The 25287-nt window shown below is 57.4% G+C and carries 19 protein-coding genes; 13 read left to right on the top strand and 6 right to left on the bottom strand.

Annotated elements, in window-relative coordinates; genetic code table 11:
- Positions 1 to 25 precede the first annotated feature (25 nt).
- On the top strand, positions 26 to 868 hold the full coding sequence (locus C8D99_RS09335; protein WP_133957870.1) for an HAD family hydrolase: 843 nt from the start codon (positions 26 to 28) through the stop codon (positions 866 to 868).
- Between the two features lie 3 nt (positions 869 to 871).
- Here the strand turns inward: C8D99_RS09335 and C8D99_RS09330 are convergent, their stop codons facing one another.
- Entirely contained in the window at positions 872 to 2251 is a 1380-nt protein-coding gene (locus tag C8D99_RS09330; protein WP_133957869.1) for a hypothetical protein, read from the bottom strand.
- A 105-nt stretch (positions 2252 to 2356) separates the two neighbouring features.
- Between C8D99_RS09330 and asnS the strand changes: the two genes are divergently transcribed.
- The 10 genes from asnS to C8D99_RS09285 all read left to right on the top strand — a co-directional run bounded on the left by asnS (position 2357) and on the right by C8D99_RS09285 (position 15169).
- A complete protein-coding gene (gene asnS, locus C8D99_RS09325) occupies positions 2357 to 3658 on the top strand; it encodes an asparagine--tRNA ligase (RefSeq protein ID WP_133957868.1) in 1302 nt (433 codons plus the stop codon).
- 36 nt (positions 3659 to 3694) lie between these two features.
- A complete protein-coding gene (locus C8D99_RS09320; RefSeq protein WP_243833885.1) occupies positions 3695 to 5440 on the top strand; it encodes a PEP/pyruvate-binding domain-containing protein in 1746 nt (581 codons plus the stop codon).
- Positions 5441 to 5536: 96 nt separating this feature from the next.
- Positions 5537 to 7132 (top strand): dipeptidase, encoded by a 1596-nt coding sequence (locus tag C8D99_RS09315; RefSeq protein WP_133957866.1) that lies wholly within the window; start codon positions 5537 to 5539, stop codon positions 7130 to 7132.
- A 31-nt stretch (positions 7133 to 7163) separates the two neighbouring features.
- Positions 7164 to 9104 carry an ATP-binding protein gene (locus C8D99_RS09310; RefSeq protein WP_274542672.1) on the top strand — a complete coding sequence of 647 codons (1941 nt, stop codon included), beginning with the start codon at positions 7164 to 7166 and terminating at the stop codon, positions 9102 to 9104.
- Positions 9104 to 9796: a response regulator gene (locus C8D99_RS09305; RefSeq protein ID WP_133957864.1), complete on the top strand. Its 693-nt coding sequence runs from the start codon at positions 9104 to 9106 to the stop codon at positions 9794 to 9796. The genes C8D99_RS09310 and C8D99_RS09305 overlap by 1 nt, the downstream gene beginning before the upstream one ends.
- A 281-nt stretch (positions 9797 to 10077) precedes the next feature.
- Entirely contained in the window at positions 10078 to 11748 is a 1671-nt protein-coding gene (locus C8D99_RS09300; RefSeq protein WP_133957863.1) for a dipeptidase, read from the top strand.
- A 106-nt stretch (positions 11749 to 11854) separates the two neighbouring features.
- The gene (locus tag C8D99_RS09295; protein WP_133957862.1) at positions 11855 to 12406 is read left to right on the top strand and encodes a DUF6305 family protein; all 552 of its coding nucleotides are present in this window, start codon (positions 11855 to 11857) and stop codon (positions 12404 to 12406) included.
- Positions 12407 to 12479: 73 nt separating this feature from the next.
- A complete protein-coding gene (locus tag C8D99_RS09290; protein ID WP_133957861.1) occupies positions 12480 to 13814 on the top strand; it encodes a C4-dicarboxylate ABC transporter in 1335 nt (444 codons plus the stop codon).
- Between the two features lie 4 nt (positions 13815 to 13818).
- Positions 13819 to 13989, top strand: coding sequence for a hypothetical protein (locus C8D99_RS15220; protein WP_166670108.1), 171 nt, complete (start codon positions 13819 to 13821; stop codon positions 13987 to 13989).
- A 16-nt stretch (positions 13990 to 14005) separates the two neighbouring features.
- A complete protein-coding gene (locus tag C8D99_RS09285) occupies positions 14006 to 15169 on the top strand; it encodes a M14 family metallopeptidase (RefSeq protein WP_133957860.1) in 1164 nt (387 codons plus the stop codon).
- A 49-nt stretch (positions 15170 to 15218) separates the two neighbouring features.
- Here C8D99_RS09285 and C8D99_RS09280 read toward each other — a convergent pair whose 3' ends face one another.
- The 5 genes from C8D99_RS09280 to C8D99_RS09260 all read right to left on the bottom strand — a co-directional run bounded on the left by C8D99_RS09280 (position 15219) and on the right by C8D99_RS09260 (position 21624).
- A complete protein-coding gene (locus C8D99_RS09280; protein ID WP_133957859.1) occupies positions 15219 to 16496 on the bottom strand; it encodes a Glu/Leu/Phe/Val family dehydrogenase in 1278 nt (425 codons plus the stop codon).
- A 151-nt stretch (positions 16497 to 16647) separates the two neighbouring features.
- Positions 16648 to 17925, bottom strand: coding sequence for a Glu/Leu/Phe/Val family dehydrogenase (locus tag C8D99_RS09275; RefSeq protein WP_133957858.1), 1278 nt, complete (start codon positions 17923 to 17925; stop codon positions 16648 to 16650).
- Positions 17926 to 18433: 508 nt separating this feature from the next.
- A complete protein-coding gene (locus C8D99_RS09270) occupies positions 18434 to 19360 on the bottom strand; it encodes an RluA family pseudouridine synthase (protein WP_133957857.1) in 927 nt (308 codons plus the stop codon).
- The gene (locus C8D99_RS09265; protein ID WP_133957856.1) at positions 19350 to 20405 is read right to left on the bottom strand and encodes a 3'-5' exoribonuclease YhaM family protein; all 1056 of its coding nucleotides are present in this window, start codon (positions 20403 to 20405) and stop codon (positions 19350 to 19352) included. The genes C8D99_RS09270 and C8D99_RS09265 overlap by 11 nt, the downstream gene beginning before the upstream one ends.
- A gap of 10 nt (positions 20406 to 20415) precedes the next feature.
- Entirely contained in the window at positions 20416 to 21624 is a 1209-nt protein-coding gene (locus C8D99_RS09260; RefSeq protein WP_133957855.1) for a 2,3-bisphosphoglycerate-independent phosphoglycerate mutase, read from the bottom strand.
- A 137-nt stretch (positions 21625 to 21761) separates the two neighbouring features.
- On the opposite strand from C8D99_RS09260, the gene C8D99_RS09255 reads away from it, so the two are divergent.
- Both C8D99_RS09255 and C8D99_RS09250 read left to right on the top strand, forming a co-directional pair.
- Complete coding sequence (locus C8D99_RS09255; RefSeq protein WP_133957854.1) at positions 21762 to 22973, top strand: pyridoxal phosphate-dependent aminotransferase; 1212 nt, start codon at positions 21762 to 21764, stop codon at positions 22971 to 22973.
- A gap of 130 nt (positions 22974 to 23103) precedes the next feature.
- Positions 23104 to 25248: a CDC48 family AAA ATPase gene (locus C8D99_RS09250; protein ID WP_133957853.1), complete on the top strand. Its 2145-nt coding sequence runs from the start codon at positions 23104 to 23106 to the stop codon at positions 25246 to 25248.
- Positions 25249 to 25287 lie beyond the last annotated feature (39 nt).

Below are 25287 nucleotides of genomic sequence, written 5' to 3'. Positions count from 1 at the left end.
TCTATGATGGGAATGAGGTGTATCCTTGACCGTGGCAGAGCAGGGAAAAAATGATCTCATAGTGTTCGATGTGGACGGCGTTCTTGTGGACGCTTCCAGGTCCTATCCTCAAGTTGTCTCCCGAAGTCTTCTCTGGGCATGGATCAGGGTCCTCGGGCGCATCCCCGACTCCGACGGATTCACCTATGAGCATTTTGCCGCAACGAAAACCCATCCTGCGTTCAACGACGACTATGATATTGCCTGGGCGGTCATCAACTGCTCTGCCGCATGCGACTCGCCTTCACTGGCGGAAAGCCTTCCCTCCCCGCGGGCGTGGCGTGCCCTTATCGGGGAGTGCGGAAACGGCGACATCGAGGGGTGGGTCAGGAGATCTTTCGGAGAAATAGTTCCCAGGGCCGCAGTGCGAAGGGTCTGTGAAGAAATGTATTTCGGATGCGACGAATATGAGGCCATGGGAGAGACTCCCCTGTACACCACCAGACGAAAAGGTCTCTGGGAAGAGGACATTTCCCTGGTTTCCTTTCACTGGAGGGATCTTCCCCTCGCTTCCGCGATCTATACCGGGAGACCTCATTCCGAGCTGGCCCTTGCCCTGAAGCTCATCGGCTGGCAGGACTTCCCCCGCGGCATGACAATAACCCCGGACGACGGCATCATGAAACCTTCTCCCCTGGGACTGTCGATTCTCTGCGAAAGGGCCGGAGCCTCTTCTCCCCTCTTTCTCGGTGACGCCGAAAGCGACAGGCGCACTGTCCTCGCCTTCGGGAAAGGAAGTTTCGCAGCCATAGGAAATTTTCTTTCCGATGAGCCAAGGACCTACAATAATCCGGAGGAAGCGCTCCGGGAAAAGGGACTTCTGGGATAAGGCTCATTTCTTTCTCAGCACGAGCCACCGGTAGATTCCCTCCACGTTGCTCCACAGTTCGATGCACAGGTCGGTTGCCACGCCGTACCCCTGATTCCAGCCGGAAAACCCCTTTTCCTTTTCGTTTCCGGGGTCTTTGACTGACCAGAGGGATTTCGCCGAGTCTCCCGGGTTGACCACCGAGGTATAAGGGGGAAGGTACCCTCTGAGTTTTTCTCCGAGATTCAGAAGGATATCCCCTTCAAGCGAAGAAACCTCCACCTTTTTCAGGTCATCGGAAGGCATGCCGTACTTGCCCCTGTAGCGGAAAAGATTCATCCCCTCATACTGCTTTCCGTTGGGGAGGGCGAAGGATTCGCCGAGCAGGGGAGCTGCTCCTCCGTTGACGAAAACTACTTTCCTGGATTTGAAAAGACCGCTGAACCATTCCCTTGCCCCCTGCTTTCCGAGAAGCTGCTCAGCACAGAGAAAACCCGGACCGTGCGGGACATAGACCGCGTTGACGTCAAGAGCGGGCTTCGCCTCTTCGAGGAAAATTTTCCTCACAGAACAGCCGAGATAGGAAAACAGCCTTACCGCATTGTCCCCTTCAAGAGAGAGCCCGCTATGGGTGACCACGCCGACGGTGAGTCCGGCAGCCTTTCCCCTGAAGGGTTCCGGCAGCTCGGTCCATTCCTGGTTCAGCCGTGCAAATCCCCAAAAGGCATTCCAGTCAACCTGGCCGGGAAGAGAAGCCAGCTGGGCGGCGGCAGCCTTCACGGGAAACGCTGCCCTGTCGGCCATGGCGTCCAGGCAAAGCTCCAGAAGGGTGGACCGGTTTCTTTCCAGGAGTTTCGGTATATAGCCGAGACTCAGAAGAGGGGCTCTTCTCCCCCCTTCAATTTCAAGCAGCTGGTATTCCCTCGGATTGAGCACAGAAGCGTAAAGAACGGCAGGAACGGGAATATCTGCCTGGGCAGCAATTCCGGAGACCGCTTTTTCAAGAACACGGGCGGTTATTGCGGCAGAGGAATCGGCGAATACCACGGGCAGCAGGGGGCATTCGAGGATACGGCTAAGTTCCGGGGCCTGGGGAAAGAGGATAAAGGCATCATCGTCCCCTCTCTTTCCCAGGGGAGCGAGAATGATGTTGAGCCGGTCACTTTTCGAGGCAAACTGAAAGAGGGTCTTGAAAACCCGGGTGCTCCCGCAAGAGTAAGGATCCAGCACCGTGACGTCCTCACCCGTGACCAGTGCAGTCAGACGGACCAGATACTCGTCGGGACCGGCGCAGAAAATCCGCAGGGGATGACCCGCGTTCTTGAGCGCAGCGGCAAGAATGACACCCGGCGGAACAGTTCCTTCCCTTCTTTCGTCGGCGATAACAAGACGGGGAATAATCACGGCTGCCTCTCCTTTTTTTTACGGTATGATTTAGTGTATCATATACGCCATGAACCTTGCCGATCGAAAATCATACTCGTTTCAATGTCTGGAGGTAGATTGCGCATGACGGCACCGTGGACCTACATCAAGGACCTCCCCTCCCGGGAAGGATCGGACGTCACCGTCCGAGGTTGGCTGTACAACATGAGAAGCTCGGGCAAAATTCACTTTCTGCAGCTCAGGGACGGAACGGGAACAGTCCAGGGTGTCATGGTGAAGAAGGAGGTCTCGGAAGATGACTTCTCCGCCGCAAAATCCCTGTGGTTAGAAGCTTCTGTTGAAGTGACCGGAACCGTCAGAAAGGACGAGCGGGCACCGTCGGGAGTCGAGCTTTCCGTGGCGTCAGTTTCCGTTATCCAGAATCCTGCCGACGAGTACCCCATCGGCAAAAAAGACCACGGGATCGACTTCCTTCTCGACCATCGCCATCTCTGGCTCCGCAGCAGCAGGCAGCAGGCCATTATGAGGATACGCGAACGGGTCATCTGGTCGGCACGGGAGTTTCTGCACAACGACGGATACCTGCTCGTGGACAGCCCCATCATAAGCGGCGCGGCAGGCGAGGGAGTTTCCGGCCTTTTCGAAATCGACTACTTCGATTCAAAGGCCTACCTTGCCCAGACGGGGCAGCTGTACGCAGAGGCAGCCGCGGCGGCCTTCGGCAAGGTCTACTGCTTCGGCCCCACGTTCAGGGCGGAAAAGTCCAAAACCCGCCGCCATCTTACCGAATTCTGGATGCTCGAACCCGAGGTGGCCTTCTTCGACCATAAAGCCAACATGGACCTCCAGGAGAGGCTGGTCTGCCACATCGTATCCTCCGTGCTCGAACACTGCGGGAGCGAACTCGCCGCCCTCGAACGGGACGTCTCGAAACTTGAAAACATCAAGGCTCCGTTCTACCATCTCCAGTACGGTGAGGCCATCAAAATGCTGAAGGAGCTGGGAAGCGACACCCCATACGGAGAAGACCTGGGGAACGACGACGAAACCATTCTCACCCAACAGTTCGACCGGCCGGTGTTCATCGAATGCTACCCGAAGAGCGTCAAGGCATTCTACATGAAGGAGCATCCGGAGAATCCGGATCTTGTGCTCTGCGACGATCTCCTCGCTCCAGAGGGATACGGCGAAATCATTGGAGGATCCCAGAGGGAGGACAGCTACGACAGGCTCGTGGCCAGGATCAGGGAACAGGGACTTCCCGAGGAGCCTTACGACTGGTACCTCGATCTCAGGCGGTACGGAACGTTCGTCCACAGCGGTTTCGGCATGGGAATCGAACGGGTGGTGGCCTGGATTGCCGGACTGCAGCACATCAGGGAAGCCATTCCCTGGCCGCGGACGATTTACCGTCTCAAGCCCTGATGGATACTATTTCCGTTTCGCAGGGAGGCACTGTACGTGATTTATTCTGATTTTGACCCGAAACCCGTTTTTCGCGAATACAGGAGGCTCATCGGGGACGGTGAGGTGGGAGGCAAGGCCAGGGGCCTTGCGTTCGCCTTCAATACCCTGAAAGGAACGCCTCTCGAGTCCTGCGTTGAATTCCCGGATGTGAACTATGTGCTCACCACCGAGGGGTTCGACGATTTTGTTTCGGACAACGGGATAGAAACGCTTCTGAAGGAAAGCCTCTCAGGGCAGGAGGAGAACACGGAAGACGAATTCGCCCAGGAGCTTTTCGAGAAAGTTGCCTCCGCCTTCCGGAACGGAAGAGTACGCCCGTCCCTGACCCGAGACCTGGAAGCTGCCATGGAAGCCATAGGGGACTTTCCCCTGGCCATCAGGTCGAGTTCAATCCTTGAAGATTCGAGGAAGCTTTCCTTCGCAGGGAAGTACAGCACCCGCTTTTCAGCAAACCGGGGCCCACTGGCAGACCGTACCGTTCTTCTTGTCAACGCCATAAAGGAAGTGTGGGCCTCCCTTTACAACCCTGCGGCAAGGGCCTACCGGAAGAAACACGGCCTCACCGATTCGGACGAATCCATGGCGGTGGTGATTCAGCCAGTCATCGGCAGGGAGCACAATTCCATGTATTACCCCGAAATTGCGGGCACCGCCTTCTCGAAAGTCTACCGCAGGCCCTCCACCCGCATACGGAAAGAGGACGGGGTTATGCGCTTCTGCTTCGGACTGGGAACGAGGACAGTCGACAGGCTTAAGGCCAATGTCTCCTATCTTTCCCACCCCATGCTCCGGCCCCAGGGTAACCTGCCCGCCGACATCGCCATGACCAGCCAGAGCGAGTTTGACTATATCGACAGGGGTTCCGGGCGATTCATGACCGGCGCCCTTTCCGAGCACCTTCCTTTCCTGCTCAGAGAACACAAGCTGGCATCGGCGTTCATCGAAATCTACGCGGAAAACCTGCTCTACTGGGCAGGATCGGACCAGGTGAGCAACGGGAAACCGGTCTTTTCCTTCTCGAACTTTCCGAGACGGCACCCCCGATTTTTCAGCCTGGTGAAAGAGCTGTGTTCCTTTCTCGAAGAACGTATGGGCATGCCCGCCGACATGGAATTTGCCTATGACACGGAAAGGGAAAAACTCACCCTGCTGCAGCTCAGGCCTCTTGCCTCCTACGAAGAGATGGCCCGGGTCTCCATACCGGAGGTCAGGGAGGAAAACGTCATCCTCAAGGGAAACAGGATGGTCAGCAACGGGAGGCTGGAGAACGTCCATCATCTCGTATACGTGGACCCTTCAGTCTACGGAAAGGATGCCACGTTTTACGAGGTTGCCAGGGAGATCGGCCGAATAAACCACAAGCTCTCGGGAACAAACTACATTCTTGTCGGGCCGGGAAGATGGGGAAGTACCAACCCGAAGCTCGGCGTTCCCGTCAGGTACAATGAAATCTGCAACTGCGGGTGCCTCGTGGAGGTAGGAATTCTCGAAAGCGACTATACGCCGGAGCTTTCCTACGGCACCCATTTCTTTCTCGACCTGGACGTGGACGGTACACTCTATCTCCCCGTCTTCGACGGAATGAAGGGAAACGTCTACAACCGGGAATGGCTGGCCTCATCATTTTTCGAACAGAAAAGGCACCCGGCGGTACGGCACTACACAGGAAATTTCTCCGTCCTGCTCGACGGGGAAAACGAGGTCGGCGTGGTCATCTCCAACGATCCTCCATCGAAGTGATATTTTTTGCGCTCCGGCCCCCAGGAGAGGACGGAGCGCTTTTTTGCGCCCGGTTCCCGGGTATCGCCCGTGGCTGGAAACGTGAGGTGTGTGATCATGAATCCCCGATTCCCCGCTGTCCTGCTTTGTATTCTTCTCGTCGCTTCCGTACCCGGCCCCCTCGCCGGATGTACGGGAATAGTCGTCGGCAGGGAGGCCAGTGATGACGGATCCGTCCTGAATTCCCAAACAGCAGACGGATGGTATGATTCAAACCTGAGAGTGATTCCTGGTGAAAAGCACCCCGAAGGATCCACTGTTCCCGTTTACTTCGGCCTGCTCGGCGACGAACCTCTGCCCCCCATGGAACTGGGAAGGATTCCCCAGGCTCCTGAAACCTACGCCTATTTCCGCACAGCCTACTCGTGTTTCAACGAACATCAGCTTGCCATCGGAGAATCAACCATCGGACAGAAGGACCAGCTCAAAACGTTCCCCGGAGAGGGCGGCGCCATTCTGACGGTGGAACAGCTCATGATCATCGCGCTGGAGCGCTGCAAAACGGCCCGGGAAGCAGTTCTGATGATAGGGAGCCTCGCAGAGCGCTACGGTTTTCTCGGGTCCTGCGCAAACGACGGTGAATCCCTTTCTCTCTCCGACCCGTCGGAAGCCTGGATCATGGAGATACTGGGAGCCGGATTTGACTGGCAGCCCGGCACCCGACCGGGGGCGATATGGGTTGCCCGCAGGGTGCCGGACCACCATGCGGCGGTACTCTGCAACGTAAGCCGCATCACCATGGTCGACGAGAAAAGTCCCGACTTTCTCTTCTCCGCCGGCTACAAGGATCCCGCTATACGACACGGCTGGTATGATCCGGCATCAGGAGAACCTTTCAACTGGAGAAAAGCGTATGCTCCGGAAAAGGGTCCCTGGTCTCCTTCTTCCATGTGGGTCAGGGGTAGACTTCACTACATCCACAAGCGCCTCATGCCGTCAAAGCAATGGGACCCCTATGCAGAAACCGACTCCTATCCTTTTTCATTCGCCCCCGAAAAACCAGTTTCAGTACAGGAAATTATAGGCATCTTCCGCTCATCCCTGGAAGGCACTCCCTTCAACATGGAGGGAAATCCGGCATGGTATATACCGGGAGAAAACAGGGAACTGCTGAAGAGCCCCAAAACCACTCCCTTTCCAGACCGGGCTACCAGAGAGCTTCTGAATATCCCCTATATGCGCCCAATTGCGGCAAAAACATCCTACAGCTTCATTACCCAGTCAAGATCCTGGCTTCCTTCGGCCATCGGCGGTGTTCTCTGGTTTTCTCCCGATTCCCCCCACTTCAGCACCTATGTCCCTATTTATGCAGGAGCCGGATCCATCCCGAAAAGCTGGTCGAACTTCGAAAGAAACCGTTTCACTCTCGACTCGTCAAGGTGGGCTGTCCTTTTGGCCGCATCGCTGGCGAACGCGAACTACCAGAGGGGAATCCAGACGCTGAAATCCCTCAGGGACCCGCTGGAGAAAAAAACTGCAGACGAATTCCGGGAATGGGACAGGGCGGCTGCCCGTATTGCCCGGGAGAAAGGCTTCCTTCCCGAAGGCTGGATTGAAGAACGGGTTTCCGGGAAGTTGACGGAAGTGCACCGCACCTACGAAGAAATCGTCAACCTGCTCATCCGGGAGGCGACTATCATTGATCTCTGGTAGCCGCCTTTCTTTTCTTCTTTTTTGCTGTTCGGTGCTCCTTTTCCTTTTTCCTGAAAGGGGAACTGGGGGATCTCCCCGCATAGTCGGAAGCGAAACGGGGCGGACCTATCATGTATTCTGCCTTGACTCCGGAGCACCCTATATCTTCAGGGATTCCGCCGGAGAACTCGCCGGAATGTACGTGGACATCCTCTCCTCCCTGGGCGAAAGGGAAGGTCTCAAGCTTTCCCTTTCCTCAGGCGACGGCAGGGAGGCCCGCAGGAACGTCCACCTGGGGAAAATCGACGCTGTGGCAGGCTGCCTCTACCCCACTCTTCCCGACTCGGAAATCTTCGGCTATCTGCCCGTGAAAAACCTTGACCCCCAAAACAGGAATCTCTCCGTCGAACTGGACCTTCTGACCCATCGGCTTTCGGGAAAAGAGCTTCTTTCCTACGTCTTCACCCTTCCGTTTCTCAGGGAACCGGCCACTTTCTTTTTTCCCGGCCGGGAAGCAGGGGGAACGGACACCCTGAGAGGGAAGACCGTTCTTGTTGCCGCAGAATCCCAGGAGGAACGCCATCTGTCGGGAGGTTCGCTTCCCGTCTCCCTTCTGCGGGAGGAATCACCCCGGACCGTTCTTGCCGCTCTGGCCGCGGGCAGGGGGCACGGAGCCTTTCTCGGGGCATACCAGGGCATCAAGATATCGAGGGAAATGGGCAGGGAACAGGATATTTCCCCTCTCCGCCCTTTTCCCTATCTTGTGGCGAAAGGCATTGCCGTTCTCAAAGGGCAGTCAGCACTTGCCTTGCAGTTTTTTCGCGGCCTGGATGCCATGGAGAGGGCCGGAGAAATCGACCGGATACGGGACCGCTGGATTTCTGAATTCGAACCTTCGGTCTTCAGCATGCGGCAGATATGGAACTGGGCAGGCGCCGGCGCCCTCCTTCTCTGCGCATTCCTTGCATGGAACATGATGCTGAAGAGGAAGGTAACAATAATTGTGAAGGAGCGGGAAAAGATCCTTGATTTCATACGGGACGGCATTCTCGCCGTGGACAGGGATGGGAAGATCACCATGATCAACCGGGCTGCACGGACCCTGCTGGGCCTTTCACATGAATCCGTGGGAAAAGAGGCGGATCTGTGCATTCCGGGCCTGTCTGCCGGCATGATCCTCGCGGGGGGGCGTCCCGTCTACGACCACCAACAGAATCTCAACGGCGCCCTTCTTTCCTGCAGCAAGGTCCCCGTTATTCAGGCAGGGAGAACCGTCGGGGCGATCATCACCATGAGGGACATGTCGGAACTTCAGGCCATGGCTGAAGAAATTACGGGCGTCCGGACCTACGTGGAAAGCCTCCGGGTCCAGGGGCATGAATTCATGAACAAACTCCAGGCCATCTCCGGCCTTATACAGCTCCGGCGTTACGACAGGGCCATCGAATTCATCGCTTCGGAAACCGACTCGCGCCACTCCGCCACTGCTTTCATGACGGAAAGAATAAAGAATGCCGCAGTCTGCGGCGTCCTCATGGGAAAGGCGGGACGGTGCCGTGAACTGGGAATACAATTCTGCCTCGATCCCGAGAGTTTCTGCTGCGACCGGGGAGGCGAAATCAATGACCGGTCGCTGGTGATCATCGTCGGAAATCTTCTGCAGAACGCCATCGAAGCGCTGGAGGAAAAAGGAATCGCGCCCGGTGCCTCAGTGGACTTTTCTATTTTCGACGAGTCCGGCCATATCCTCATCAGCGTCTGCGACAATGCCGGCACCCTGACGGACGAAGGAGCTTCCAGGCTTTTCGAGAAAGGGTTCACCACGAAAAAAAAGGCCGAACTTTCCGGATTCGGCCTGTACAATATTAAAACCATAGTGGATGCTCTCGGGGGAACCATAACCGCGGACTACGAAACAGGGAACTTTACCGAATTCACTGTTTCACTGCCGGTATCCTCCTCCGCAGATCCCTGCCTGAAGGAGGTATTCTGATGGCCCAGATCGATGTGCTGATCGTGGAGGACGACCCCATGGTCGCCGATATCCACCAGAATTTCATCAACTCCGTAGAAAATTACCGAGTGGCCGGCGTGGTGGACAATGGTCTGAAAGCCCTGGATTTTCTCAGGAGGCGCCCCGTCCGCCTTGTGGTACTGGACATCTTTCTTCCCGGACTCGACGGAATGACTCTTCTGGAGAAAATCCGGGAAAGCGGTGAAAATGTGGACGTTATCGTGGTTTCGGCGTCCAGGGATATCTCTACGGTAAACAGGGCAATTCAGGCAGGGGCATTCGACTATATCGTCAAACCCTTCGTGTTTGAGCGGATCAGGGCATCACTCCAGTCTTTTTCCCGCATGATCGAAAAACTGAAGGACGGCCCGAAACAGATCGACCAGAAAGGAATCGACACTCTTTTCCAGGCGAGAAGCAACAAGGATTTCGACGGAAGGCTCCCCAAGGGGCTCAATCCCCACGTTCTCGAGCGCCTCCTGTCCCTTCTGGCCGAAAAGGGAACCGCCCTTTCGTCCGTCGAAGCAGCGGAACAGCTCAGCGTCTCCAGGATAACCGCCAGGCGCTATCTCGAACATCTTGTCGCGTCCGGCCAGGCGGTTATGGAACAGGAATACCATGAAATAGGCAGACCGGTGAACAAGTATGCTCTCCTGAACCGGACTCCGTAGCTCCGGTCAGTCACTTTTGTTTCTTTTGTTCATGATCTTTTCCCTGTTCTGACGGCGGACCAGCCGTTCTCATCAGCCTTTTTCCCGCCTCCTTTTTCACCGTTCCGCCGATCGGCGAACAAAAATGTACAAAGGTCGCCGCATCTTCCAAAACACTGGTAAAACCATCCCGGTACCCCTAAAGTTTGGATGCGCCGTATAGTTTCGTTTTCTCTGCCGGGGGGACGGCTGTTCCAGCCGTACGGCGGGGAAAAACAACCTATTTTCAGGAGGTACGTTGCATGAGATCTCGTCGTTTTTCAGGTATTCTGTTCGCGTGTGTTCTCGCCGCTTTTGCGGCATCGACCGCCCTTGCTTGCACTCCCCTCGGAGTCGGGGCGAAGGCCAGTACCGACGGATCGGTAATCGTCAGCCATACCTGCGACGGCTGGTACGATCACAGGATCAGGATTGTTCCGGGCGGAGAGCACAAATCCGGTGAAATGGTGGATATCTACAACATCATGTGCTACGACACGAGACCGGACCGTCCCGTGAAGAAAGTCGGCGAAATTCCCCAGGTCGAAAAGACCTACACGTACTTCCATATCGGCTACCCCTTCATGAACGACCAGCAGCTCATGATGGGCGAATTCACCTGGAGCGGGCGGGATGAGCTCGCAACTCCCGAAGGCCTTTTCTACATCGAAAACCTCCAGGCCCTGGGCCTCGCCCGCGCCGCCACCGCCCGCGAAGCCATCAAAGTCATGGGAGAGCTTGCGGAAAAGTACGGTTATGCCGACGGCGGAGAAACGCTTGTTATCGGCGACACGAAGGAACTCTGGGTGTTCGAAATCTGCGGCCCCGGTCTCTGGAACAGGGAATCAGGACGACCCGGCGCTCACTGGGTCGCCCGCAGGGTCCCCGACGACCAGGTGTTCGTGGGAGCCAACCGCGCCAGGATAGGTGTGGTTGATTTCGCAGATACCGAGAATTTCATGTTTTCCACCGATATCACGAAACTCCCCGAGCAGATGGGGTGGTGGAAACCCGGCACTCCTTTCCACTACGCCGATATCTTCAACCCCGATCCTTACGGGTACCCCTACTACCAGGCCAGGAGAGAATGGAGAGCCCTCAATCTCGCAGCCCCTTCCCAGAAGTTCGACGTCCTCGGCGAATACGATCATTATCCCTTCTCGGTGAAACCTGACAAGAAACTCAGCGTCAGGGACATTATGGATATTTACAGCGACCATCTGGAAGGAACCGAGTACGACCTTACAAAGGACGCCGCTTCCGGCCCCTTCGGGAATCCCAACCGCTGGCCCACTCCCGCCGCTGTCAGGCCCGAAGACCGCAAGGGAATGGACTGGGAACGGCCCATCGCCATGTTCAGATGCTCATACAGCTTTGTCTCCCAGAGCCGCGACTGGCTTCCCAACCCCATAGGCGGAGTGCTCTGGTTCGGGCAGGACGCCCCTGACACCACCGTTTACGTCCCCATTTACTGCGGTGTTACCGAGCTTCCGAAACCCTGGACCACGGGCAAGAGGGCTGAATTCGACCGGGAAAGCGCATGGTGGGCCTTCAACCTCGTCAATAACTGGGCGAACCTCCGTTGGGATGCCATGTACAAGGTGATCCGTGCCAAGAAGGCCGAATACGAGGACGTGTTCTTCTCGCTGCAGGCCCAGGTTGAGGAAAAGGCTCTGGAGCTTTACAGGAAAAATCCTGCCGAAGCAGTAGCCTACCTTACCGGATACACGAACGACAACCTGAACAAGGTTGAAAAGGGCTGGTGGGACTTCGCGTTCCATCTTATCGGGAAGTTCTATGACGGCGGAATGATCAACGAGGACGGCAAAATGACCTCCCCCGGCTATCCGGCAGAGTACCTGAAGAACGTCGGCTTCGGCGATCTCACCATCCGCGACCTCGAACGGGCCAAATCGAGGGAAGCTTCGAAATAACCAGGCTCATCCGCACTGAGAGCGGCTCCCCCCGCCGCTCTGTTCCTTCCCCAGTACGGAAGGGCTCCAGGCGCAGAGAAATACATCCAACGGGAGGTTCACCGGAATGAAAAGAAACTATGCAGTCGGACTCATCCTTTGCCTTGCCGCCGTTCTCCTGTCAGCCGCGGCATTCGCCGAGGCCCCGAAGCTCGAGGGCCCCTTCATCGTCACGACCTGCGGGCAGAGCCCCGGTGCGGTCATGCTCCGCATGTCGGCTCTCCAGGCGGGTGTTCAGGCGGAGCACGACAACGGGCTCACAGCAGAAGCTCTGGCGGGAAAGAACGCGAAAACCCTCATCGTTACGGCCGGCACAAGCATGAAAGGAATGGGAGCTGCTGGAACAAACGTCAACAGGGAGATCGAACGGTGTATCACCCTCATGGAAGCGGCCCGTGCCGCAGGAATGACAGTGGTCGGAGCTCACATCGAAGGTATGGCCCGGAGGACGGACAGTTCTGATGAAGCATCCATCGAAGCCGTCATGAAGGCTGCCGATATAATTCTCGTCGTCGATGACAGCGACAGCGACGGCTTTTTTACCCGGTACGCCGGGGAACACGGGAAACCCCTTATTAAGGTCAAGGACGCCCTCGCCATCGGCAACGCCCTGAAATAAGCGGCCTTCGCCAGGGTAGGAGGGCCTCGTCACGAGGCCCTTTCCCCACCTCTCTTGAAAGGATGTATCACCGATGACAATGTTCCATCATTCGCTCCTTGTCCTTCTGGTCATCGTCGTGGCCTTTGCCGCAGGGAAAAAGTTCTCCCTGACCACCGAACTTTCCATGCTTGGCGGGGCTTTTTCAGGCCTTGCAGCCCACATGGTTCTCCCGAAGGGAGCCGATCCACGGTCTCCTCTGCTTTTCTCGGAAGCGGTCCGGCATATCGTCGAAGGAACCTTCACGTACTTCGATGTCTGCCTGATCTTCCTTTCAGCCACATTTTTCATGACCCTTTACAAGGAAGCGGGGGGCGTGGCTTTCATAGTGAGAAAAATAGTCCGGACGTTCCATTCCCGCCGGTTTATATGCCTTCTTCTCCTGGTGCTGGTCATGCTCGCCCCCGGAGCCATCACCGGGTCAGGAGCCACGGCAGTGCTGACCGTCGGCTCCCTTGTCGGTTCGGTCCTCCTTGCCATGGGTGTGGGAGAGGACAGACGAACGGCTCTCATCTTTCTCCTTGCAGCAATGAGTGCTGCCTGCCCGCCCATCAACCTCTGGGCCATGATGGCCGCCGCAGGGGCAAACATGCCCTACGTGGGCTTCGCGGTTCCCCTTGCGGTTCTCTCCATTACAGGAGCCCTTCTTTCCGCATTCTGGCTTGCCGGAAAAGGGCAGCCCGTGGATCTTGAAAAGGCCCTTTCCGGGCTTCCGGAAGCCCCGGAGGGATGGAACTGGCATCGCGCCGGATTCCCCTTTATACTGCTCGGGGCTCTCGTACTGGCAGGACGGATCATTCCCCACGGGTTCCCGGTCCTGGGGCTCCCCCTCATTTTCATGGTCTGCGCCTTTTCCGTCCTCCTGGTCAGCCCGGTGCGGCCTCCCGTCTTCCGGGTTGCGGCCGACACGGTACACAACCTCCAGGGGCTCGTTGGCATCATGGTTGTTGTCGGGGCCCTCATCCAGATCATGACCCTGAGCGGCGTCCGGGGACTCCTCTCCCTGGCGGTGGTCACTCTGCCGCTGACGGTTCTCTTCTTCTCCCTGTGGCTCATCCTGCCCATTTCGGAGGGAATGCTCCAGTATGCGGTGGCGCCTCTTTTCGGCGTGCCGCTGATCATGCTGTTCAACATGAAGGGCCTTGATCCGGTGATTTCTCTCGCGGCATGGTCCGTCATGTGGCCCCTTGGAGACTGCCTTCCGCCCACGGCGGTCGTGGGCAGGGCAACCGTAATGGAACTCGGCTACAAGGGGGAGTATTTCCGGGGTTTCGTCCGGACATCCCTGGCCCCCATGGCCGTCATTCTCCTTCTGTGCTCCCTTTTCATGGTGTACAGCAGTGAACTGTCCGGCGTGATCGGAGGCTGACAGCATGGACATGATTATGGTCAATTCTGTTGTTATGGTTTTGTACTACTTTATCACGGCATTCTTTCTGCTTGCCCTTGCGAAGAATTTCCTGGCGACCAAAAGCATACAGGAGGCGGCGCTTTACGGGATCATCATGATTCCCTTCGTCCTCAGGCTTTTGCGGCTGAAATAGAAGGGAGGAAGACCCCATGACTATCCGGACCGCAAAAGCGGTCATCCTCCTTATCGTTGGCGGCTGCGCCGCCGTGGCCGGTTTCCTCTTCACGGAACACCGGGAATACAGGGAAGCCGTCGTCGTCAGCCCCTACATTTCGGAGGTAAAAAGACTCAGTGATTACAGCGATTCCGTTAAGAACTCGGTGAACGACGCCAATGTGTATATTTTTAACAGCGGGGTTCCGGGAGGAACGGTAGTGCTCATCGGAGGAACCCACCCCGAAGAGCCCGTGGCAAACCTGTCTGCCCAGATTTTCACCGAGAACGTGAAACCCCTCCGGGGGAGAATCATTGTTATCAACAGAATCAACCGGAGCGCCTCCCTCGGGACCAGGATGGGAGAGGCCTATCCCCGGTTTTTTCATGTGAACACACCATGGGGAGTCAAACGATGGCGCTACGGGGACAGGGTTGCGAGCCCCCTCGATTCCTGGCCGGACCCGGAAGTGTACATTCATTTCCCCAGCGGGCAGAACCTCGCCTACATGGACGTGAGAAATGCGAACAGAACATGGCCCGGCAGACCTGACGGACTGCTTGCTGAACGCACCTGCTTCGCCGCCATGGAACTGATACGGAACGAAAAGGCGGACATCGTCATGGATTTCCACGAGGCGGAGCTTGAATATGCCGTGGAGAACACCATCGTCGTCCACGAAAAGGGGCAGTCCGTGGCCGCCATGGCCTCAATGATGCTCACCTCCCAGACATTCGATGTCCCCATCGGCATGGAGTTTTCCCCAAAGGCACTCCACGGACTCTCCCACAGGGAAATCGGGGATCATTCAGAAGCGGTCTCCTACCTGGCGGAGGTTGCCGAACCCATGCTTGACAGGATCCGGGGCATCACTGACGAGGAGCTCCTCATGTCGGGAAAGGACCGCTTCGTCATGAAAGCCGGAGAGCACAAGCTCCTGTACGCCCCCATCGACGAAAACGGATGGCCGGTGCACAAACGGACCGCCCGGCACGTTACCACCCTCATGACGATCCTTCAGGTCCACAACATGCTGTCTCCCGACAAGACCGTTATCCTCGAGGGAATCCCAACCTACGCAGAGATGATGAACAAGGGCCTAGGCCCCTTCTTTGCAGACCCGGGGGCAAGCCCGGCTGAAAGAGTGTTCTACGATTGATTTCCGGGTGGAAAGGCCGAGCTGCTCCTTTCCACCCTGCTCAGTCCCCCTACGGCCAAATCCCCCGGAACCTCATGGCATCCACAATTCTGCTGACCGCCTTGACATAGGCGGCCTGGCGGAAACTGATCTTCCTGTCCTGCCGGATAGACCAGATTTCCCTGAAGGACCGGACCATTCTCTCGTCCAGCTTTGAAAACACATATTCTTCAGACCACATGTCACCTGAACGTCCCTGGATCCATTCGAAACAGCTGACGATTACTCCCCCGGCGTTGGCAAGGACATCCGGGACGATAAGCACTCCCCTGTCGGCAAGGATGGCTTCGCCTTCAGGCGTTATGGGGCCGTTGGCCAGCTCGAGAATCACCTTTGCCCTTACAGCTCCGGCATTCTTTTCGTCGATTGCACCGCCGAGGGCAGCCAGGATGAGGATGTCCATTTCCTTCTCGAAAATCAGATCAGGGAAAAATTCTTCCCCGCCGGAAAAACCTTTCAGGGAACGGGTTTCTTCCTTGAATTTCCCCACTTCCGAGTATTTCAGTCCCGCCGGATTGTAAACAGCCGCACCGGAATCACAGACCGCTACTACGGTGAGGCCGAGATCTTCCTCGACGAACCGGTGGGCCCGGGAGCCCACGTTTCCGTATCCCTGTATTCCCACGGTGAGGGGTTTGCCCAGGAGTCCCATGGCTTTCAGGGCTTCCCTGAGGATGAAGATGCCTCCCTTTCCCGTCGAATCGGATCTGCCGAGAGATCCTCCCATGACTACCGGTTTTCCCGTAAAAGCCGACGGCTCGCTCCAGCCCTTCACTTTCTCGAAGGTATCGAGAAACCAGGCCATTACCTGGGGATTTGTGTACACATCGGGAGCGGGAATGTCATAATCCGTCCCGACGAACCGGGAGATGCCGAAAGCATAGGCCCTGCTGAGATTCTCGAGTTCGTTCCGCGACAGCTCGCGGACATCCACCGAGACGCCCCCCTTGCCTCCGCCGTAGGGGAGGCCGGCAATGGCACACTTGATAGTCATCCACGAGGAAAGAGCGACAACTTCATCCCGGCTTACTTCCACGTGGTACCGGACTCCTCCCTTGTAGGGGCCGAGAGCGTTGTTGTGATGGCTCCGCCACGCGCTGAAAATCTTCACTCCTCCTCCGTCGAGCCGCACGGGAATGGAAAGCTCGAGAACCTCTTTCGGATACCTCAGCATCTCAAGGTATTCGGGCTCCACCGTCAAGTAAGGCACCGCCTGTTCAAGCTGCTGCAGGTACATCTCTCTCGGGTTCATCCGTTCCTCCACCTCCTCGTAGATCTGCTTTCCCATGGATTACAGAGACCGTTTCGCCACTTCTTTCTTTGAAAATTCTAACACACACGGCGCATGTTTTGATCACTTATTTGTCTTTTCTGTCTAATTAACGGAACAAAAAAAGAGGCCGGATTTCTCCGGCCCCGAAACAATAAGCTCTTTTCTTTTACAGGAACACGCCTCTCATCCGCACCGCATCGGCCACTCTCTGGATAGCGGCCATGAAGGCTGCCCGGCGCATCTTGACGTTCTTGTCCTTCGCGTACGTCCACACCCGCTGGAAGTTGTCCTTCATGATGCGGATCAGCCGGTCGTTGTACTCCTCCTCCGACCAGAAGAATCCGCCGAGGTCCTGGGCCCACTCGAAGTAGGAGCCGATGACTCCGCCGGAATTGGCCAGGAAGTCGGGAACGACGAGAATTCCCTTGTCATCGAGAATGGCGTCGCCTTCAGGAGTGATGGGGCCATTGGCTGCTTCGACGATGTACTTCGCCTTGACCTTGTCGGCATTCTTCCCGTTGATGACGCCCTCAAGGGCGGCGGGGATAAGGATGTCACAGTCCAGGAAAAGCACTTCGGGAAGGTCGAGCTTCTGGCAGCCGTCGCAGGTAAAGCCTTCAAGAAGGCGCTTCGGATGGTTGCTCACGTGGTCGAATGCTTTTTTGATATCAAGGCCGTTGGGGGCGTAATAAGTTCCGGTGATGTCGCTGATGCCGATGACCTTGGATCCGGCATCGATCATTGTAAGGGCGGCATAGGTGCCCACGTTGCCGAAGCCCTGGATGGCGACGGTGGCGCCCTCGGGAGACTTGCCCAGATTCTTCAGAAGCTCGAGAGCGCAGGTGGCGACGCCGTAGCCCGTCGCAGCCGTGCGGCCCTTGGACCCCCACAGGGGAATGGGCTTTCCGGTGAAAATTGCAGGCTCGAGCTGGTTCTTCATCTTGCTGATGGTGTCCATGAACCAGACCATTTCCGGTCCGCCGGTGTTCACGTCAGGGGCGGGGACGTCGGTCCATGCTCCGATAACGGGAGCCATCCGGGCTGCCCAGGTTCTGGCGATCCGCTCTTTTTCCTTCTTGGAAAGCTCGAGGGGTTCGCAGGAAACGCCACCCTTGCCTCCGCCGTAGGGAATGCCGGCGAGGGAGCATTTCCAGGTCATCATCATGCCGAGGGCTTCGCATTCATCAAGATTCACTTCGGGGTGGAAACGGACTCCGCCCTTGCCCGGTCCGATGGCGGAAGAATGGAGAACCCTGTACCCGTCAAAAACCCTTACCGTACCGTCATCCATTTCCACGGGGATGGAAACGCATGTCCGGCGCTCGGAGTGGCTGAGGATGTCGATGAGTCCCTCTTCGAGCCCCATCTCCTCAGCTGCTGCATAGAAATTCTTGAGTGCTGTGTCAAGGAGAACGTTTGAGGAAGTACGCTTCACTACGGCCATTAAACACACCTCCTGTATTTTTACGGCTTCCGCCGTTTGAGACCGTTCATATCATAACATTTTTTTCCTTAAAGCACCAAGAAAAGAGAAGAAATAGGTCAAAATAGTTCCAAATACCTAGAACAAAATCTTACAATTCATTCTCCGCAATCGGAACAATCAGCGCAAAAAGAGCCGCTGCCCGCTTCTACGCTGGTAACCATGAGATAGGCCGACCACAGAAAGCCCCGCTGGACTACCTCGACAGTGTCATTTCTGAATTTCATAAAGGAGGGAACCCAGAGGGAAACTCCTTCGTGCTCTATTCTGCGGTATTCGCCCTCCGACGGAGGAACGCCGTCTTCAACTCTGAAGACTCTCCTGGCTCCTCACCCGATCCCGAGGGTCCGCTGGATGACAAACGCTTCGCCTTTTTTCCGGAGCTTGTCCATAATGCTCCGCTCCGCGACGATTTTCAGTTCCATCATTATCCTCCTCTCCGGACCTTCAGTCCGTCACTCCTCTTCCATTACGGAAGCCGCCATCCCCGGGAGGCGCAAAGGGACTCCATGTCGGCGGGAAGAGGAGCGGTAATCCTCATGCCGGACAAATCCTCAATTTCTCCCCCGAGTTCCCCAAAAAGGATCCTGTAGCTGTGAAGCAGGGGGCGCCGGATTCCCCGCTTTCTCCATTTTCCGTTGGTTTCCTCGCTTCCGTACCGGATGTCGCCGAGGACAGGGCATCCTATGGACGCCATGTGGACCCTGGCCTGGTGGGACCGTCCCGTCACGAGGTCGATCTCCACGAGGGAGGCGTCGTTTCCGCCGCCGAGAAGCCTGAACCTGGTCAGGGCTTCTTTGCCGGCAGGATCGACCCGGACTGTGTTCGACGAAGGCTCCTTCAGGAGCGGCGCCCGGATCTCTCCTTCCTTCGGCGGGAGTCCCGCCACCACCGCGAGGTAGGTTTTGCGGATTTTTCTCTCCCGGAAGGCGTCCTGAAGTATCCGGAGACTGACCCCCGAAAGGGCAACGAGCAGAACGCCCGTGGTGTTCCTGTCGAGGCGGTGCACGGCATAGGCCCTTTCTTCGAGCCCCTCGAGCTGCAGCATGTACTTCACCCGGTCAAGGACGTTGTCCTGGTCCTTCCTGTCGGGCTGGACAAGAAGGTTTTCAGGCTTGTTCACAGCCCAGATCCGGCTGTCACGGAAGAGAACGGACAAAGTCCGGCGGTAGCGGTACTCCCCCGCCGCTTCCCTGGGGCTCTCCCACGGGACGTAAATCTCCTGGCCGGCAGAAACCCGGACATCGCAGGAGGCCTTTTTTCCGTCAAGCCTCACGGAGCCTGTCCGGATTCCCTTCATGACCACGCTCAGGGGAAGGCCGGGCCAGATGGACCGGAGCACCTTGTCAAACCTGCGTCCGTCGTCGGATGAGGAAACCGTCAGCTTATGCGCCATTCCCCTGCTCCCATTTCCAGAAACGCCTCTGGGCTGAAACGTTGTAATCCGTAATTTCCTTGCCGTCCTCCATTTTCTCCACAGAATTTTTCCAGCAGAAAAGCCTGAAGTCGAGCTCGTCGGCCGCACTCACCGCCATGGCCTCTGGGGTGGCGGGCAGAACGGGGGATCCGAATTCCCGGCATCCATGATGGCTCACCAGAATATGGCCTATGGCGAGAAAAAGCCGTTCCTCCAGGCCGAAATCCCTGGCAAGGGCGGCGAAGGTGCTGTATCCCAGGACAATATGGTCTATGACCGTGCCGACCACCGTCATTTCGGGAGCAGGAACGAGTCTGTAGGAATCCATCTTTCCGAGATCGTGCAGCAGGGCCCCCGCCACAGCGACTGGGACACTGATTTCATACCCCGATTCGGAGTAGGTCCCCGCCAGGGATCTTGCCGTCCTCGCCACGGCAATGGTGTGCTCCAGCAATCCACCTACGTAGGCATGGTGGTGGGCCACCGCTGCCGGCCAGTCCTTGAACCGGTCCCAGAGTTTTCTCTCGAAGAAGACGTAACGGAGAAAAGCCTCCACCTGTCCGCCGCAGCTCCCCAGGAGGTCGAAAAACTCCTTTTCCAGGGTGTCCTGGTCGATGGGAGAACGCTGTACAAACTGGTGGGGAGGAAATTTCTCCTGGTTCAGGAAATACACCGCGTTGAAATTGTACTGGAGCTGTCCTTTGAATTCGGTGACCTGACCCGCCAATCCCAGGGTTTTGCCCACAAGCTCACCGAAAACTGACGATTCGGCAGGGTCCTGCACCTCGACCTGCCCGTCGCCGCTCTTGTCCCACCACCTGGAATTTCCCCAGATTTTTCCTTCGATGATGCCTTCGTCATCCATAAGGGCGATATCCCAGTAATTCTTCCCGTTCTTGTCCTTTCTCACGGAGGCTCTCGACACAACCCCGAGAACCTTGAAACGGTCGTCCTTGGCCATCCGCCGGATTTCTCCGGTCTTGCTCAGCCGCTGCTCTTCCACGCCATCACCCCGTATTGTCATAAAAGAGGCCTTACGCGCCGTATTTTTCTAGCCGGCCGGCATGGGCGAGCATCAGTCCGAGCAGCTTCCGCGCCTCCATCCTGCCCCCCGAGCCGATGCGGCATTCCCTCTCGCTGAAGGCCGCTGAATCCCCTGAACGAACGAAGGGGCTCGAGAGCAGGAACGGCACGGGATGCCAGGAGTGGGCGCTCATGACGCTGGGGGTGCTGTGGTCCCCCGTCACCACCAGTACGCCGGGGGACAGGGCAAGTAGTTTCGGAAGAAGGGCGTCCACCGTCTCCACCACTTTCCGCTTGCCGTCGAAGTCTCCGTCCTCTCCCCTGCTGTCCGTGTACTTCACGTGGACGTAGAAGTAGTCATAGTCGTTCCAGAGACGGCCGACGGTGTCGAAGAGCTGGTCCAGGGTCTCGCCGGCGTCAACGACGTCCATCCCGACGAGCTTCGCCAGCCCGCGGTACATGGGGTAGGTTGCCACGGCAACGGGCCTCATCCGGTAGAGGTCCCCCATCAGGGGCAGATCGGGAGCTGAGGAGAATCCCCTCAGCAGGCATCCGTTCGCCGGGGCATCACCCTTCAGAACCTCGGAGACCTTCCTTATGAAGGCATTGGCCACGGCCGCCATCCTTTCCCCGTCGGGCCCAAGAGAGTCCGCCCACCGCATGGGGGCCCCTTCCTGCTGGGGGTCGGCATCGGCAACCTGTTCAGTCAGGCCGGCACCGGAGAAGACGACGACAAACCGGTGTTCCTTTCCGGGGTAAAAGGTGACCTTCACACCATCTATCTCTCTTATGGCTGCCGCCAGCTTCTCCACCACGAGAGCGCTTTTTTCCGTGGCTATCCGCCCGGCTCTCCTGTCCAGGATGATGTCGTCTTCGGAGCGGGTGCAGAAATTCCCCCGGGCGCAGACGTCTCCCGGGCCTACGAGAGCCCCGACGCCCATGGCCTCGAGGATGCCCCTGCCGATGGAAAACTCGAGTGGATCGTAACCGAACAGGGAAAGATGGCCGGGACCGCTTCCCGGGGTTATTCCCGCGTCCACCATGTCGATGAGGCCAAGCTCGCTTTTTGCGGCAAGGCCGTCCAGGTTCGGGGTATCAGCGGCTTCGAGCTCGGTTTTTCCGTCCGGGCCGGGAAGTCCGCCGATTCCGTCCATGACGAGGAGTATCATTTTTTTTCCGTTGTCGCGGGCGAGTCTCCGCAGAAGTTCCATTCTTTTCATGGGTCAGATTCCACCTCCGGGTAATTTCCAGGAACAAATTTGTAGTAAGTACTCGTTTTTTTCTGCAAAAACCATTGGATTTTATGATATCATTTTCTCCAAAGGTCCATCCAGTTTAATTCAAGGGGGTAATACAGGTGAAGTTTTCCGAACGAGTTCGCGCGCTTCAGTCGTCGCCTGTCCGCCGCCTTCTTCCCTATGCGGAGGAAGCCCGGGCGAAGGGCAAAAAGATCTATCCCCTCAATATCGGCCAGCCAGACATCGTGACTCCTCCATCCTTCCTCGAGGCCATCAGGGGCTTTTCCCAGGACGTGATAGCCTATGCCACCTCCCAGGGAAACAACGATCTCCGTGACGCCATGAGCGGCTACTATAAAAACTTCAACATTCCCTTCGAACGGGAGGACATCATCGTCACAAACGGCGGAAGCGAAGCCCTCATGTTCGCCTTCATGGCCATGTGCGATCCCGGGGACGAAGTGCTCATCCCCGAACCCTTCTACGCCAATTATAACGCCTTTGCCGGTTCCGTGAACGTGAAAGTGCGCCCCATCACCACAAAAGCCGAAGAAGGGTTCCACCTTCCCCCGAGAGAGGAAATCGAAGCCCTCGTCACTCCGAAGACCCGGGGTGTTCTCGTGGCCAATCCCGGCAACCCCACCGGAACCATCTACACGAGAGATGAAATGGATATGCTGGCCTCCCTGGCCCTGAAGCATGACCTTTTCATCGTCGCCGACGAAGTGTACAGGGAGTTCGTATACGACGGGCTGCAGTACACGAGCTTCGGACATCTCCCGGAGATCGCCGACCGGGTCATCATCGTGGATTCCGTATCCAAGCGCTACAGCGCCTGCGGCGCCCGCATCGGCTGCATCGCCTGCAGAAACAGGGACTTCATGGCCCAGGTTCTGAAGCTCGCCCAGGGAAGACTGTGCGTCCCCACCCTGGAGCAGGTGGGCGCCACGGCCCTGTACAGCACGCCGAAGTCCTATCTCGAGGAAGTCAACAAAGAGTACCAGTCAAGGAGAAACACCCTGTACAAGGCCCTGAAGGAGATGCCCGGCGTGGTGTGCGCCGAGCCGAAGGGAGCCTTCTACGTGATGGTGAAGCTGCCGGTGGACGATGCTGAGAAGTTCATCATCTGGATGCTCCAGAACTTCGACGTAAACGGGGAAACTATGATGGCGTCCGCCGGAGAAGGCTTCTATGCCACCCCGGGTCTCGGAAAGCAGGAATTCCGGCTGGCCTACGTCCTGAACAACGAAGACCTCCTCAAGGCAATGAACATTCTCAAGGTCGGCCTGGAGGCGTATCCCGGCCGCGTGGAGGCTGCAGTGGCCCGCTGAAGCGGACCTGCCGCCGTTTGAAGACCGGTCCCTCCCCGTTTGTCGGGGAGGGCTTTTTTATGGTAGCATTCCGGATGTAAAAAAAGTACCGCCGCTGTATTGACGATCTACAGGAAAGAGGGAATGAAGCATGCTCAAAGTCAAGGAAGCCATGCCGAAAGACGTAGGCCGGTGCATCGCCCGGATGGCGCCGGAGGATATTCGCGAGCTGGGGCTGTCTGAAGGGCAGATCATCGAAATAGAAGGGAAGAAAGTCACTGCGGCACGGCTTCTTTCGTGCGATTCCGAGATGTCCGAGGGAGGGGGGCGGGGATTCCTCCAGATCGACGGCATCATCAGGGACAACGCCCAGGCAGGAATCGACGACAAGGTCACCGTCAGGAAGGCCGATCACCATTTCGCGGGAAGCATCACCCTCCGGCCGCTCACGTCCACCGCCCTTCTGGAAAAAGAGCGGGACGCTGTGTATATCCGGTCCCTGCTCGAGGGAATGGCCGTCAGGAAGGACGACCGGGTGCGGACAAACCTCTTCGGCACGAGAATCTGCGACTTCAGGGTCATGGACACGACTCCCGACGGAACGGTCATCATCAGCAAGTCCACCTACGTGAACGTGGAAAAGCAGCCGGAAATGGAGAAGAAGGCCAGGATTTCCTACGAGGACATCGGCGGCCTCGGTTCCCAGATCCAGCGCATCAGGGAGATGATCGAGCTCCCCCTCCGGTTTCCTCTGGTCTTTGACCGCCTCGGCGTTCAGCCTCCCAAAGGCGTCCTTCTCTACGGCCCTCCGGGAACGGGAAAGACTGTGATCGCCAGGGCTGTGGCTGCCGAGACCGATGTTTACTTCACCCACATTTCGGGACCGGAGGTCATCGGGAAATTCTACGGCGAGAGCGAAGAGAGACTGCGGAACGTCTTCGAGGATGCCCAGGCCCATGCTCCCTCCATCATATTCATCGACGAGATCGACGCCATCGCCCCCAAGCGGGAGGATATGGGCGGAGAGAAGCAGGTGGAACGGCGGGTTGTGGCACAGCTCCTGGCCCTGATGGACGGGCTGGAGTCAAGAGGACAGATCGTGGTCATCGGGGCGACGAATATTCCCAACACGCTCGACCCTGCGCTCCGCAGGCCCGGACGGTTCGACCGGGAAATTTCCATTCCCATTCCCGACAGGAAGGGAAGGCACGAAATCCTGACCATCCACACCAGGGGAATGCCCCTGGCGGCGGACGTGGACCTCAGGAAAGTGGCTGAAATGACCCACGGCTACGTGGGAGCCGACCTGGAAGCCCTGGCAAAGGAGGCCGCCATGGCAAGCCTCAGGGAACTGCTTCCGGAGATCGACATGGAGATGGAGGACATTCCCTACGACCGCCTTCTTGCCATGGACGTCCGCATGGACCATTTTCTCGAGGCCTTCAAGGAAGTGGAACCCTCGGCCATACGGGAAGTCTTCGTGGAGGTTCCCGATGTCACATGGAGGGATATCGGAGGGCTGGAGGAGATCAAGGAAGAGCTTCGTGACGCGGTCCAGTGGCCTCTCCAGCACGGCGATATTTTCGAGAAGTTCGACATCACGCCGCCCAAGGGAATCATGCTCCACGGGGCCTCCGGAACGGGAAAAACCCTTCTGGCGAAAGCCCTGGCCCGGGAGAGCGGAGTAAATTTCATTTCCGTGAAGGGCCCCTCCCTCATGTCAAAATACGTGGGAGAAAGCGAACGGGCCATCCGGGACGTTTTCAGGACCGCAAAACAGGCTTCGCCCTCCATCCTGTATTTTGACGAGATCGAGTCCCTGGTGCCGGTGCGGGGAAAGGAAAGCGGCAGCGGGGCGAGCTTCACAGAGCGGGTGATCAGCCAGTTTCTCGCGGAAATGAGCGGCATCGAGGAGCTCAAGGGGGTAGTGATCCTGGCGACGACAAACCGCCTTGACCTTGTGGACCCCTCTCTTCTTTCAGGCGGACGGTTCGATCTGATTCTCGAACTTCCCCGCCCTGATGCCCAGGCCAGGGAGAAAATCTTTGAAATACACCTGCGGAAAAAACCACTGTCTTCCGAGGTCCGCATCGCTACCCTGGCCCGGCTTACCGACGGCAGAACGGGAGGCGACATCGCCTTCGTCTGCAGGAAAGCGGCCATGCTCGCCGTGAGAGACCACCTGAAAACGGGAGGAGACGGGGAGCTCCTCATGGAGTGGCACCATTTCGAATCCGCCCTGAAGGAACTCAAAGAGCTGCCGGCAATCTGCAGGCAGAACGAAGGCAGCAAGTAGAAAAGCAAAAGGGGCCCCGCTCTTTCCCGGCGGGGCCCC

This window comes from Aminivibrio pyruvatiphilus (genome assembly GCF_004366815.1).
Taxonomy (GTDB): Bacteria; Synergistota; Synergistia; order Synergistales; family Aminobacteriaceae; genus Aminivibrio; species Aminivibrio pyruvatiphilus.
Note: the sequence above shows the minus strand (reverse complement) of the source record. Positions and strands in the feature narration are given on the sequence as shown.

Coding starts and splice junctions, on each gene's coding strand:
- C8D99_RS09275 (WP_133957858.1), bottom strand. CDS start 17,925: ATGGCCGTAGTGAAGCGTACTTCCTCAAACGTTCTCCTTGACACAGCA.
- C8D99_RS09260 (WP_133957855.1), bottom strand. CDS start 21,624: ATGAAAAGAATGGAACTTCTGCGGAGACTCGCCCGCGACAACGGAAAA.
- C8D99_RS09315 (WP_133957866.1), top strand. CDS start 5,537: ATGAATCCCCGATTCCCCGCTGTCCTGCTTTGTATTCTTCTCGTCGCT.
- C8D99_RS15220 (WP_166670108.1), top strand. CDS start 13,819: ATGGACATGATTATGGTCAATTCTGTTGTTATGGTTTTGTACTACTTT.
- C8D99_RS09295 (WP_133957862.1), top strand. CDS start 11,855: ATGAAAAGAAACTATGCAGTCGGACTCATCCTTTGCCTTGCCGCCGTT.
- C8D99_RS09290 (WP_133957861.1), top strand. CDS start 12,480: ATGACAATGTTCCATCATTCGCTCCTTGTCCTTCTGGTCATCGTCGTG.
- C8D99_RS09250 (WP_133957853.1), top strand. CDS start 23,104: ATGCTCAAAGTCAAGGAAGCCATGCCGAAAGACGTAGGCCGGTGCATC.
- asnS (WP_133957868.1), top strand. CDS start 2,357: ATGACGGCACCGTGGACCTACATCAAGGACCTCCCCTCCCGGGAAGGA.
- C8D99_RS09265 (WP_133957856.1), bottom strand. CDS start 20,405: ATGACAATACGGGGTGATGGCGTGGAAGAGCAGCGGCTGAGCAAGACC.
- C8D99_RS09280 (WP_133957859.1), bottom strand. CDS start 16,496: ATGGGAAAGCAGATCTACGAGGAGGTGGAGGAACGGATGAACCCGAGA.
- C8D99_RS09305 (WP_133957864.1), top strand. CDS start 9,104: ATGGCCCAGATCGATGTGCTGATCGTGGAGGACGACCCCATGGTCGCC.
- C8D99_RS09285 (WP_133957860.1), top strand. CDS start 14,006: ATGACTATCCGGACCGCAAAAGCGGTCATCCTCCTTATCGTTGGCGGC.
- C8D99_RS09300 (WP_133957863.1), top strand. CDS start 10,078: ATGAGATCTCGTCGTTTTTCAGGTATTCTGTTCGCGTGTGTTCTCGCC.
- C8D99_RS09270 (WP_133957857.1), bottom strand. CDS start 19,360: ATGGCGCATAAGCTGACGGTTTCCTCATCCGACGACGGACGCAGGTTT.